This window comes from Rhizomicrobium sp., from assembly GCA_037200385.1.
In the GTDB taxonomy this organism is placed as follows: Bacteria; Pseudomonadota; Alphaproteobacteria; order Micropepsales; family Micropepsaceae; genus Rhizomicrobium.
This window is the reverse complement of the sequence record JBBCGL010000001.1, coordinates 2,854,680-2,867,769: the sequence shown is the minus strand read 5'-3', so window position 1 is coordinate 2,867,769 and position 13,090 is coordinate 2,854,680. Positions and strand designations below refer to the sequence as shown.

Here is a 13,090-nt window from a genome sequence, read left to right as displayed (position 1 = left end):
TGGCTTGTGAAGGCTAGCAGCGAGAATCGCGCGGCGCCAGCGCGCCCTTCTCGGCCGTTGTGCGCGAGGAGCCGCGAATGGTAGCAGTAGCTACTCTATCGTTCCTTCGCGATGTTGCGGGCTTTCGCAGCGATGCGAATGACGACCTGTTGGGGGATATATGCAAAAGACTCGGAACCGTGTTGCTCGCCAGAAGGTGGAGAAGCGGCGGCCCACGAGACCCAAGGTTCGTCTCGATGCCAACGCCCGTCCACTCCAAGACCGCGCGCGTTCGACCTATGATTCGATACTCCAGGCCGCGGGCGAACTGCTTGCCGAGGTGGGCATCGAGCGCCTGTCGACCAATCTCGTCTGCAAGCGCGCCGGGCTGACGCCACCCGCTCTATATCGGTATTTCCCCAATAAATACGCGCTTCTCAAGGAGTTGGGCGCCAGGCTGATGTCGGCACAGGACAGCGTGGTGTTCGACTGGCAGGATAGAGGCGAGAACACCGGCCCCACCAGCATCCGAGGGATGGCAGACGCGAGACGCCATATACTTTACGACGTCAATCGCGTCACGAAGGCCTTTCCCGGCGGCGGCTGGGTGATGCGCGCCTTGCGTGCGGTTCCGACGCTAAGCGCGGTTCGCATCGCATCGCGCGAGATGGTGGCGGAGCGCGACTTCGCGGCTTTGGCGAAGCGCTATCCGCGTGCCGACCGGTGCGTATTGCGTATCGCGGCCACGCTGTGTGTCGAAGTCAGCTACGCCGCACTTGAACTCGTGACAGACCAGCCGGAGCTGGATGCCGATCTCGTGATGCAGGAAATCTCCCACATGGTCGCGCTCTACGTGGATTCGTTTGCGAAGCCGCGCGCCAAGAAATGACTTGCCAACTATAGCGATAGCTATCATATTTTTGTTGCACTTGCGACGGGGGATTTATGTTGCGTCTTCGCCTGCTGTCGGCAGTCTCATGTCTGCCCGTTCTATGTGCATTGGGGCAGGTTCATGCCCAATCGTCGGACAATGCGGGTGGCGTCGAGACCGTGGTGGTGACGTCGGAGAGGCGCGGCGAAGACGTTCAGACCGTTCCGATCACGATCCAGGCGATCACCGGCAAGCAAATCACGGACCTCGGAATCAAGTCTTCGACCGATCTCAGCCAGTATACTCCGAATGTCGCGATCGCCCTTCCGGCCGGGGCCGGCAACCAGCCGATCATCACGATTCGCGGCGTCGGCCTGAACGACTACGACACCAACAATGCCGGTCCGAACGGCATATACATGGACGAGGTCTATCTCGCCTCGCCTGCGTCGCAGACCTTTCAGGCCTTCGACCTTGAACGCATCGAGGTTCTAAAGGGGCCGCAAGGCACGCTGTATGGCCGCAACACCTCCGGTGGCGCGATCAATTTCATATCGGTCAAGCCGAGCGACGATTTCACCGGAAATCTTCATGCCGAATACGGCGCTTATGGCCAATATCAATTGGAAGGCGCGCTCGGGGGACCCATCGTCGACGGTCTCGATGGCCGGATCGCCATCGTCAAGAACGGGTCGGGTGGCTATACGTACAATGCGTTGACCGGTACGCGCGAAAACGGCGTCAACAACATTGCCGGTCGCGCGCAATTGCAGTGGAAGCCGACCGCCGATCTGAGCTTTCTTCTGAGCGTGCATGGCGGGTCCGTGGCGAACCGGCCGGCGGAGTATCGCCATCTCGGTGCGCTCGATCCCGCAACCTTTGCAGAGTGCAGCCCGCAACGGGTCGCCTCGGCGAACAGCGACTGCGTCGACCTGTTCGGCTATGGCACGCCGAACAAGTTCTATAGCGGCGCATATAACCGCCGCCAGCATCTGGATGTCCGCTCCGCCGGCGCGTCTTTGCAAGGCGAATATCATTTGGGCTCTCTTACCTTCACCTCGCTGTCGTCCTATGAGCGCGACGACAAGATCCATCCGGAGGACACCGACTCCGGTCCCAACCGGTTGCTGGAGATCGATTTCGGCGTCCATTCTTCGGATTTCACGCAGGAACTGCGCGTCTCGCAGTCCGGCGCGAACTACAATTGGCTGTTCGGGCTGTACTATTTGGGTGAGAATCTCCGGCAGGACCAGCCGATCTACGAGCTCCTCGATGTCGACAATTTCTTCGGCCCCGGCGCGGGCGATGCGTCGCCGGATCCCCTCAATCCCAATCCGCTGACCGCGACGATTCTCTACGATCGCAGCAAGCAGATAACGAATTCTTACGCCGCCTTTGGGCAAGGCGACTACAACATCACCGATGCGCTCAAGCTCACGCTCGGGGCGCGGTTCACCGGCGAGAGCAAGAGCTTTCGTTATGACTCGGCACAGCAGGTGCAGGTGGCCGGCATCGATAATTTCGGTCCGGTCATGCCGATCGTATCGAATTTCTTCAATAGGCTTTCGAACCAGTCCTTCAACTGGAAGGCGGCGCTGGACTATCGCGTGGCCGACAAGGCGATGGTTTATGCTTCCGTCTCGACCGGCTTCAAGAGCGGTGGGTTCAACGGCAGCTTCCTGTCGACGGATCCGGTGCAGGCAGCGGCACAGCTCCAGCCCGTCAAGCCCGAGAACGTCACCGCCTTCGAAGTCGGCACCAAGACCACGTTCTTCGACGATCGTCTCCTGTTCGACGCGTCGCTGTTCTACAACCAATATCGCGATCTGCAGATTTTCGTGCTTACCCCCGTTCTTGGCACGCTGACGGAGGCGAACGTGCTCGCCAACGCGCGCCATGCGCACATGATGGGCGCCGACATCAATCTCATCGGCAAGCCTATCGACAATCTGACGCTGAACGTCCAGCTCGGGCTCCTGCAGGCGAAGGTGGATTCGGGCGAGACGATTTCCGTCGATTTGCTGGGCAATCCGGTTACCGATCACGCCCATCAGCTCCCCTTGGCGCCGCACATGACCCTCTCCACCTCGGCCGACTATCGTCTTCCGCTGGCCGGCGGCAACTTGGATTTCCAGGTCAATGCCGCGTTCAAGAGCCATCAGTTCTTTGACATCGCCAACAGCCCCTATCTGACGCAGCGTCCCTATTGGATCGAGAATGCGCGTGTCGCGTATTCCTTCGACGACGAGCAATGGGAAGTGGCCGGCTATATCCGCAATCTGTCCGGCCAGAAGTACTATCTCGACATCTTCGACCTGAGCTCGATCGGCTTCTTCCAGGGCATCATGGGCGAGCCGCGGACATTCGGCGCGGAGCTGAACTACCGGTTCTGACGTTCGGAGCGCTTGCATGCGACAAACCAATTCGCAGGACCGTGCCCTTCGCGAGCGGGCTTTTGCGGTCATCCCCAACGGCATGTACGGGCATGAGTCGGTCCGCACGCAGCCGGAGAATTACCCGCAGTTCTTCGCGCGGGCAGACGCGGCGCGGCTCTGGGATGCGGACGGCAACGTCTATCTCGACCTCATGTGCGGGTTCGGGCCGAACCTTTTCGGCTATGGACATCGCCCGGTCGCCGAGGCGGCGGCGCGTCAGCAGCTTCTGGGAGATGCGATGACCGGTCCAGGGCCCGTGATGGTCGAGTTGGCCGAGAAGCTGGTATCGATGATCGGTCACGCCGAATGGGCCATGTTCTGCAAGAATGGGACGGACGCAACGACCATGGCGATGATGACGGCGCGGGCGCATACGGCCAAGCGAAAGATTCTCGCGGCCAAAGGCGCTTATCACGGCGCAGCCCCTTGGTGCACGCCCAACCCCGCAGGGACGTTACCGGAAGACCGAGCTCATCTCATCTATTACACCTATAACGACATCGGCAGCCTGGAGGCCGCGGTAAGAGCTGCGGACAACGACCTCGCAGGAATATTCGCCGCACCGTTCAAGCATGACGCATTTGTCGACCAGGAGCTGCCAGATCCAGGCTATGCGAAGCGGGTGCGCGAGATCTGCGACGAACGCGGCGCGCTTTTGATTGTCGACGATGTGCGCGCCGGATTCCGCATGGCGAGGGACTGCAGCTGGTCGCTGGTCGGCGTGAAGCCCGACTTGTCTTGCTGGGGAAAGGCGATCGCGAATGGCTATCCGATATCCGCGCTACTCGGCTCGGAGAAGGCCCGCGCCGCTGCCGGTTCGCTCTATGTGACGGGGTCGTTCTGGTTCGCGGCAGTCGCGATGGCTGCTGGAATCGCGACGCTGAATGAGATCGCGTCGACCGACTACCTGGAGCACACAATACGCATCGGCACCCGGCTTCGCAGCGGCCTTGCCGGTCTCGCCGGCGACCGCGGCTTTTCAATACGCCAGACCGGGCCGGCGCAGATGCCGCTGATTCTCTTCGATGACGACAAGGAACTGAAGACGGGTTATGGCTGGGCGTCCGAAATGCTCCGCAGGGGTGTATACGTCCACGCTTGGCACAACATGTTCATATGCGCGGCCATGACGGATTCCGATGTGACCCTGGTGCTGGAAGCCGCCGACGATGCATTCAAGGCCGTTGCCGGCCGCTGAGTCCCTATTGGATTGGTTCAGGGCTTCACAACGCATCGAAAATCGGTCATTGCGGCTGCCGCCGTGCCGATTTGGAGATAGCGTTTGTCCGATCTCATGTCCTGGGCCGCCGCCATCCGCGACGCCCATCTCCGCATCGCTCCCTATATTCACCGGACTCCGGTTCTCACGAACACGCATCTCGATAGCCGCGCCGGCGCGTCGCTGTTCTTCAAATGTGAGAACTTCCAAAAGGTCGGTGCGTTCAAAGCGCGCGGCGCCTTCAATGCCGTGATGTCCCTCGATACGGTCTCGGCCGCCGCGGGCGTTGTGACGCACTCGTCGGGCAATCACGCGGCCGCACTGGCCCTCGCAGCGCGTATGCGCGGCATCGCTGCCCATATCGTGATGCCGAGCAATTCGCCCACCTTGAAGAAGCAGGCGGTGGCCGGCTATGGAGGGCGTATTGTCTTCTGCGAACCTACCCTCGACGCGCGAGAGCGCACCGCCGAAGCCGTCCGAGCCGAAACCGGCGCGACTTTCATCCATCCCTACGACGACAATGCGATAATCGCCGGCCAGGCCACGGCGGCGGTTGAGCTGCTTGAAGAGGTCAAGGGTCTGGATACGGTGGTTTGTCCGGTCGGCGGTGGCGGCCTGCTCGCCGGCTCTGCGCTCGCGACGAAGTGGCTGCAGCCAGGAGCCCGTGTAATCGCCGCCGAGCCGGCCGGCGCCGACGACGCTTGGCGATCTTTCCATGCCCGCACGCTGATCCCGCAGTCGGGTGCAAAAACGATCGCGGATGGCCTGCTGACGTCGCTGGGAAAACGCAATTTTGCGATCATGCAAGATCACGTCGACGCCGTCCTCACCGTCTCGGAAGCTGAAATCGTGTCCGCGATGAAGATGGTCTGGCAGTACATGAAGATCGTGGTCGAGCCGTCGGCGGCCGTCGCGCTTGCCGCCGTGCTTTCGGCTAAGCTGCCGGACGCCGACCGGATCGGCATAATTCTATCCGGCGGCAACGTCGATCTCGATCACCTGCCTTGGCAAGCCTAGAATGCAATGGAGCGAACGGTGCCGCTGGCGATGGCCGCTTGCAGGATCGCTTCTGCGATCAGCACGTCCTGCATCGCGATGCCGGAGCTGTCGAAGATCGTGATTTCGTCGGGCGTCGTCCGTCCGGAGGCCGTGCCCGCCAGAACCGCACCGATAGCCGTGATCGCATCGGCGCGAAGCAAGCCTCGGGCTTGGGCATGCTGGAATTCTCCGATGCGGATCGACTGTTCCGGCTTGTCGGCGAACAGTTTGGCGTCCGCGACCAAGGCGATGTCGAGTTCTTGCTTTCCGGGCTGATCGCTGCCCATCGCCGAAATATGCGTTCCAGGCCGGACCGCGTCGGCGCGGACCAGGGCCGTGCGGGCGGCCGTGGTCGTGATGATGATATCGGATTTCAGCGCGTCCTCGATCTCGTCGACAACCGCAACCTCCAATGCCAAATCGGCCAAGGCGTCGCGGAGGCGGACGGCGCCGTCGGGCGTCCTGTTCCACAGGCGAATCGACTTGATCGGCCGGATATCGAGGATCGCGCGAATCTCGAATTCGGCCTGGTGGCCGCAGCCGACGAGGCCAAGCGTTTCCGCGTCCGGGCGGGCCAACGCTTCGGTGGCCACCGCATCCGCCGCGGCCGTCCGGAACGCGTTCAGCCGGCTCGCGTTGAGAATCGCGCGCGGCAGGCCTGTCTGCCCGTCGATCAATACGGTGAGCGAAGCATGGGCGGGAATATCGCGCGCGCGGTTGCCGGGCCAGTAGCTGCCGAACTTGAACCCTCCGATATCGCGCGAGGCGACAAGGGCGCTTTTCAAACTGAAGGAAGAGCCCTCAGGATTGCCGCGTCCCTGCGCGACGGCGAAGATCTCTCCATCGCCCGCGGCACTGGCGACGAACGCCTCGCGGACGGCGGCAAAGGCGAGCGTGCGAGTCAGTACGCCGGCCACCACCGCTTCTGAAAGGAGGAAGATCGACATCCGGTACCTATGGACGTTCCACACGTCGATTGACAACCGCCCGCAACAAATGGTTCATTTATTGATATTGAGCTCATACTCAATATTTCTCAAGAGGGGGGAAGTATCATGCGTCGGATTTTGCGCGGTTCGATGGCGAGCGCCGGATTGCTGGGCTCGCTGGGCCTGGCGGCAGCACAGCAAGCGCCGGATCCAGCCGGAGTGGCCGTCGTGGAGACCATCGTCGTCACGTCCGAAAAGCGCGCCGAGAACATCCAAGACACGCCGATCTCGGTCACGGCCTTTACCGCCGATGCCATGACACGTGCGGGGATCAACAATTTCTCCGACATCGCGAGGACGACGCCCGGCCTGCAATACGGCGACTACGGCGACGTGAAGCTGTCTCCGACCTCCTTGCGCGGCATCATCGGAAATGCCGGCTCGGCCGGCGCCGATCCTGCCGTGGGCTTTTACGTGGACGAGATCTATGAAGGCCAGGGCGCGGGCGTAAACACCGATCTCTATGATATCGAACGAGTCGAAGTTCTGCGCGGCCCGCAGGGCACGCTGTTCGGCCGCAATACCATCGGCGGCGTCATCAGCATCACGACCCAGAAGCCGAGCGACGATTTCACGTTTTCAGGTACGGCCGGTTATGGCAGCTACGACGCCGTGCGGCTCGGCGGCACGGTGTCAGGTCCGATCCTGCCCGGCTTTCTCGACGCCAAGCTGTCCACGGTCTGGGACAAGCGTGGCGGCTTCGACTATAACGCCGTGCTGGGAAATCACGTCAACGATCACAATGCCTGGTCGTCGCGCGGCCAGTTGCTCTTCAAATTCGACGACGCCACCGAATTGCTTTTGACGGGCGCTTACCAGCATGTCGACCAACACCCGTTGGTATTCGAGACCAAGGCATACGACAACACGGCGCTGTTACCGAATCTGCTCGACGGCGCTGGATTGCCGCGCAATCTCGACCCCTACGACCGTGTGGTCTATTCCGATACGATCACGCAGGAAAAGCTCAACGGCTACGATCTCGCGGCACGGTTCACCACCCGGCTTGGCGGCGTTGGCATCACCGACATCGCCTCCTACCATCGGCATGGCTATTACGACCGCGACGACACCGATCGTTCGCCGCTGAAAATGGCCTATGACGGCGATCCGGAAAAAGTCTGGCGCTACGCAAACGAATTGCGCGCGGATTTCTCCACCGGGCCGGTCGATTGGCTCGCCGGCGTCTATTATTTCCGGCAATACACCAACAACCAGAGCTTCGACGAAATCGGCTCGGACCTTGCCGATGTATTGGGCGACCCGACCCTCACCGGCCTGCTGATCGGTTCCAACGCGGTGATGCATACCTCCAGCACGGCGGTCTTCGGGAGTGCGACTTGGCATGCCACCGACGCACTCACATTCACCGCCGGCGCGCGCTACACCGAAGATCGCAAGGAGATCGACTATTCGCAGTTCGACCCCGTCGGACTCTTGGGCGGCTCCGTCAGCCATCTCAAGGCGCACGATTCCTGGCCAAGCTTCACGCCGAATTTCAACGCCAGCTACCACATCACCCCGGACGTGATGGGCTATGTGACGGTGTCGAAGGGCTTCAAGAGCGGCGGCTATAACGACGCGCTGGGCGATGCCAACGGCATTTCGTTCGGGCCGGAGTCGCTGTGGAACTATGAAGGCGGCCTCAAGACGGAGTGGTTCGATCATCGCCTCGTCTTGGATGCTGCGGTTTACTACATGGACTGGACGAAGATCCAGGTGACCATGGACAATCCACTTACGCCGGTGTTCGATCCCATCATTTTCAACGGCGGTTCCGCGCACTCCACGGGCGTCGAGCTCGAGTTTACCGCTCGCCCGACCGAAGCGCTGTTGGTCGGCGGCAATCTATCCGTTCAGGACGCGCGCTACGACGGCGGCACGTTGCCGACCGGCCAGCCGCTGAACCATATCCCCTATGCACCGAATTACACCGCCGCGCTCAACGCCGAATATACGCTGCCGGTCTATGGCTTCGGCAGTTTGTCGCTGTTCGGCGAGTATCTCTTCCGGGGCGACAGCTATCTTACCGCGGACAATCAGGAAGATGGGCACGTGCATCCGTATGGTCTGTTGAACATGCGCATGTCGCTGACACCGGATGAGGGGAATTGGCGCCTCAGTCTCTGGGGCAAGAACCTCACGAACACGATCTATGAGGAACGTCTGTTCGATCTCTCAGGCCAGACCCTCGTCGGGCAGAAATTCATCGTTCTGGGAAATCCGCGCACCGTCGGTGTCGAACTGAAGATCGATAATTGAGGTGAACCGCTCCGATGCGCTCAAGTGCAGTCAAGCACTTCTGATACGCATCGTCCGCGTCGTCGTTCGGACGATGCGCATTATTCCGGATTGTTGAAAACGCCGCGGCGGCCGGCGCCGCGACTCTAGGACCGCAACGCCGCGCTGGTCCTGTCGCGCACCGAAGCATCGAGCGCCGATTCCACGCAGCACGCGGCCTCGAAATCGAGCGCTCGCTCCAGCCGCGCGCGGATGTCGTTGGCCCTGGCCTCCTTGAAGCGCCGGCGCGAGCCTTCGGGCAGCGCGCGAATCGCCTGCGCCAGCGCGAGCGCTTCTTCCGCCATCTCGGCGCGAGGCACCACGCGCGATACCAGCCGCGCCGCCAGCAACTCCGCGGCGTTCAGTTTCTTCTTCAGCCAGAGGATTTCATTGGCAAGCGCCGGTCCGCATCTTTCGGCCATCAGGATCGTCACGCCACCGGAGGGAAACAGGCCAAATCCCGCTTCAGGGCAGAACAGTGTCGCATCGTCCGCTGCGACACAGAAGTCGGCATTGAGCGGCCAGGCCGCGCCGCCGCCCACGATCCAGCCCTGGGCCGCACACACCACGGGTTTGGGCCCCAGCATGAGCTGTCGCGTAACCAGCTGCAGGCGTTCGTTGAAGCGTTCGATGATCTGTCGATTGATGGGAAGGGTCTCAAACTCTTCGAGGTCGTCGCCCGCACAGAACGCCCGGCCGCTGCCTTCGAGCAAGATGACGTCGACATCGGGCGCCTCGGCCGCATGCGCCAGCGCCGCATTCAATCCCTCGAGCAGGCCTGTATCGATTGCATTAAGTCGCGACGGCCGGTTGAGCGTAACGGTCGCTATGCCGTCCTTCACGGCGTACAGGACGCGATCCATCTCAGTTATTCCCTTCCGCCAGCGTCTTGAGAGCGCGGCGATCGACTTTTCCTATGGGAAGCAACGGCAATTCGCCGGTGATCACGAAGCGCTTCGGCACCTTGTAATTCGCCAGATGCGCCCGGCAATGGGATTCCAGCGCGGCCGCGCTCACGGCTTCGCGTGGCACGACATAGGCCACCCCGACCTCGTCCCAAAGGGGATCGGCGATGCTCACGACCGCCGCCTGACCGACGGCCGGATGCGCTTCGAGCGCCGCTTCGACTTCACGTGGATAGACGTTATAACCGCCGGATTTGAACATCTCCTTGAGACGCCCAACGATGCGGTAGCGGCCGTCGGGCCGCCGCACCGCGAGATCTCCGGTCTTGAAGAAGCCATCCGCTGTGAAGGCATCTTTCGTGGCGTCGGGCCGCCGCCAATAGCCGAGCAGATTGTAGCGCGAGCGCGTCTGAACTTCGCCTTCCGTGCCGTCGGAAACCGCCCTGTCTTCGCCGTCCGCGAGCCGTATCTCGACGCCGGGAAACGCGACTCCCACGGAACCGGCCAGTATGTCGAAGTCGCTGGTCGGCTCGACGATCGTGATCGCGCTTGTCGTCTCCGTCATGCCGTAATTCGTGGCCATGCGGGGGCAGATCTCTATGAGCCGCTCCAACAGTTCGCTGGGCATCGCAGCCCCCTCCCACAGGATGAGCTGAACGGCGCCGAGATCGTATCTCGCGAAGTCTGGAAGCGTGAGCTGCATCCGGAACACCGTCGGCACCGAACCCCAGATCGTGATGCGCTCCTCTGCCATCAGGGCGAGGCATTCGGACGGGCTGAAATGCTCCAGGAAGACGAGCTTGCCGCCGCCGACGAAGCAGGGGCTGGAGCAATCGATGACGCAGCCGATGTGGTTGATCGGGAAATAGTTGATCATCGACTGGGGATCGACCGGCCAAAGGCGGTTTTGCTCCAGGCTGAATTCGACGATTCCTTCGTGATGCAGCAACGCGCCCTTGGGCTTTCCCGTCGAGCCGGACGTGTAGACGATGAGGCACGGATCACGGCCGCCACACGCCTCCCGCGCCGCCGACAGCTCCGCGCCGGCGATGCCATCGCCTTCCCGCAGGAACTCTTCCATGGCCTGAGCGGCCGCGATCATGGGATTGCCGTCGAACACGACGACACGATCCATCATTGGCACGGCGCTTCTGAATGCCGCGATCTCGTCCGCATAGGAGCGACCTTCGATTTGCGTGCGCGTCAAAAGCACGACCGGCTCCGCATCTTTGACGACGTGCAGCAACTCTTCGACGCGATATTTCGGATTCAATCCCACCCATATGGCGCCGATGGAGGCAGTCGCGAGAAATGCGATGAAGAATTCGGGCGTCGGATTCTGCAACGTCGCGACTCGGTCGCCTTTCTTGACGCCGGCTGCGAGGAGCGCACGGGCCGTCCGATCGACAGCGATGTCGAGTTCCGCATAGGTGATGCGCCGCGCGCCGAGCACCAGTGCGTCCGCATCAGGCTGGTGACGGGCTTGCCAGGCGGCATAATCGCTGATGCGCGGCAGGACGGGCGGGCGGATCATGGCTGAAACTCTGAAGTGGAGACCAAAGGCACCGGCCGCGTGCGCAACAGCGGCAGGGATAGAAGGGCCAGCACGAGCGGTCCGCCCATGACGAACAGCGTCAGGCCGCGTGGAATATCGCCATGCGCGACGGCCAGCGCGACACCGGTGAGCGCCGGGCCGATCGCAAGTCCGAGTTTCTCCGAGGCGGTCCATACGCCGGTGAAGGATCCTTCTGCGGGCGAGCCGCGCCGCCCTTCTTCGTGGATCAGGTGCGCGATGATGGTGAAGGGCAGGACCTGCATTCCGGCGAACGGGATGCCGACGGCGACGAAGCCCACCAGCGCCAACGGCCAAGCGATATCGACGCGCGCAAGCAGGCCCAACAGGCAACTGGCGACGCCGAATGCGATGACGGCTCCGATCAGGGCTTGGCGCTCGCCGAACCGGCGGCCCGCCCATGCCCAGGCCGGCACCGTTACGGTCGTTGCCAGGAGCATGACCAGCAAGGCGATTCCGATATCGCCCTCGCTGCGGCCAAAAGCATGGGTCACAAGATACGGCGCGGACGCCGACACGATTCCAACTGCCGTCAACTGCAAGACGTAAGCGAGCGTAAGCACGACGAATTCGCGATGGCGGAGCGCTTCACCAACCTGGCGCAGAAGGCCGGGCTCTCTCGCCTCCGTAGAGGACGATGAGATGTCGCGGCCGCGCAGCATGACGATCGGCGCGGTCATCGCGATGAGGCAGGCGATTGCAACCCATTCGGACATGACGGCATAGCCGGCACGACCACCGCCACCGGCTTCGACGATCAGCGGCGCGATTCCGGCGCCCGCGAGGACGCCGATCATGGCGACCGTCATGCGCCAGGACACCAATTGGGCTCGCAGCCCCTGTGTCGTGCCGATCTGCGCCGGCAGAGCGACATAAGGAACTGCGAACAGGGAATAGAGAGTGGCAAGCGCGAAATAGGCGATTGCCACCCACGCAAAGGTCGCGCCAGGACTGAGTGGCGGTGGCGTGAAAACCGCGACAAATGAAATCGCAACGCCGATCGCGCCGGCAAGCAAGAACGGACGTCGGCGACCGAACCGGGTGTGCGTCCGGTCCGACCATATTCCCACCAGAGGATCCCAGACGACTCCCCAAGCCTTCGGAGCGAATACCGCCATCGCCGCCCACGCGGCGGAGATATGCAGCACCTCGGTGCAGAAATAGAGCAGCAGAACGGAGGGCACGGTCGAAAACACGCCAGTGCCAAATGAGCCCGCCGCATATGCGGCGATACCCCCACCGCTCGGCGGCTGTGCCGGATTTTTCATCTGCGCATCCATCAGCTGGCGTCGGGCGGGACCCAAACGCTGAGCCATTGCCCCACGAGAGCGGGGCGGTCTGCATTTTCGATCTCGATGGTGCTTTCCATGGTGTTGATCCATCGGCCATGATCGTCCTGGCGTCTTTCCCCGACTCGAAAATGGCCGCGGATCCGGGCGCCGACTTTTACGGGCGAGACGAGGCGGACCTTGTCGAAACCATAGTTCAGGTAGTGACCATGAACCGCGGGATCGCGACCCGGCTGGGTTTCCAGTACCTTGTGCAGGAAGTAGGTCAGCAGCGAGATCGTCTGGAAGCCGAACGCGATGGTGCCGCCGAACGATCCATTCTTCGTTGCCCAATCGGGATCGATATGCATGGGATCCGGGTCGAGCGTGGCCGCTCCGAATTGATCGATCATCGCCTGGGTAACGGTCAGCCAAGGCGATGCGCCGAGGTCCTCACCGGGCTTGAGCGCCTGGACGGTACCTATAATGTCGGCGCTCATGGCGTACCTTTCGGTCTCCCCTTGGGGATGGCA

10 protein-coding genes are annotated in these 13,090 nt (G+C 62.1%); 5 read left to right on the top strand and 5 right to left on the bottom strand.

The genetic code is table 11. The annotated features are described in order from the left end of the window. Nucleotides 1-160: 160 nt before the first annotated feature. The 4 genes from WDM91_13480 to WDM91_13465 all read left to right on the top strand — a co-directional run bounded on the left by WDM91_13480 (nt 161) and on the right by WDM91_13465 (nt 5,521). Entirely contained in the window at nt 161-868 is a 708-nt protein-coding gene (locus tag WDM91_13480) for a helix-turn-helix domain-containing protein (protein MEI9995602.1), read from the top strand. 56 nt (nt 869-924) lie between these two features. Next, the gene (locus WDM91_13475) at nt 925-3,243 is read left to right on the top strand and encodes a TonB-dependent receptor (protein ID MEI9995601.1); all 2,319 of its coding nucleotides are present in this window, start codon (nt 925-927) and stop codon (nt 3,241-3,243) included. 16 nt (nt 3,244-3,259) lie between these two features. Further along, on the top strand, nt 3,260-4,483 hold the full coding sequence (locus WDM91_13470) for an aminotransferase class III-fold pyridoxal phosphate-dependent enzyme (protein ID MEI9995600.1): 1,224 nt from the start codon (nt 3,260-3,262) through the stop codon (nt 4,481-4,483). Between the two features lie 84 nt (nt 4,484-4,567). Then, nucleotides 4,568-5,521, top strand: a complete 954-nt coding sequence (locus WDM91_13465; protein ID MEI9995599.1) for a pyridoxal-phosphate dependent enzyme — start codon at nt 4,568-4,570, stop codon at nt 5,519-5,521. Here WDM91_13465 and WDM91_13460 read toward each other — a convergent pair. Continuing rightward, nucleotides 5,518-6,489: an ornithine cyclodeaminase family protein gene (locus WDM91_13460; GenBank protein ID MEI9995598.1), complete on the bottom strand. Its 972-nt coding sequence runs from the start codon at nt 6,487-6,489 to the stop codon at nt 5,518-5,520. The genes WDM91_13465 and WDM91_13460 overlap by 4 nt on opposite strands. 108 nt (nt 6,490-6,597) lie before the next feature. Here WDM91_13460 and WDM91_13455 point away from each other — a divergent pair, with 108 nt between their 5' ends. Next, the gene (locus tag WDM91_13455) at nt 6,598-8,793 is read left to right on the top strand and encodes a TonB-dependent receptor (GenBank protein ID MEI9995597.1); all 2,196 of its coding nucleotides are present in this window, start codon (nt 6,598-6,600) and stop codon (nt 8,791-8,793) included. A gap of 125 nt (nt 8,794-8,918) precedes the next feature. Here the strand turns inward: WDM91_13455 and WDM91_13450 are convergent, their stop codons facing one another. The 4 genes from WDM91_13450 to WDM91_13435 are packed head-to-tail and all read right to left on the bottom strand — an operon-like array spanning nt 8,919 to nt 13,057. Then, nucleotides 8,919-9,674, bottom strand: a complete 756-nt coding sequence (locus WDM91_13450; protein ID MEI9995596.1) for an enoyl-CoA hydratase/isomerase family protein — start codon at nt 9,672-9,674, stop codon at nt 8,919-8,921. A gap of 1 nt (nt 9,675) precedes the next feature. Continuing rightward, nucleotides 9,676-11,250 (bottom strand): class I adenylate-forming enzyme family protein, encoded by a 1,575-nt coding sequence (locus WDM91_13445; GenBank protein ID MEI9995595.1) that lies wholly within the window; start codon nt 11,248-11,250, stop codon nt 9,676-9,678. Continuing rightward, the gene (locus WDM91_13440) at nt 11,247-12,569 is read right to left on the bottom strand and encodes an MFS transporter (protein ID MEI9995594.1); all 1,323 of its coding nucleotides are present in this window, start codon (nt 12,567-12,569) and stop codon (nt 11,247-11,249) included. Before WDM91_13440 ends, WDM91_13445 begins: the two co-directional genes overlap by 4 nt. Then, a complete protein-coding gene (locus tag WDM91_13435) occupies nt 12,569-13,057 on the bottom strand; it encodes a MaoC family dehydratase (GenBank protein ID MEI9995593.1) in 489 nt (162 codons plus the stop codon). The genes WDM91_13440 and WDM91_13435 overlap by 1 nt, the downstream gene beginning before the upstream one ends. Between the last annotated feature and the right edge of the window lie 33 nt (nt 13,058-13,090).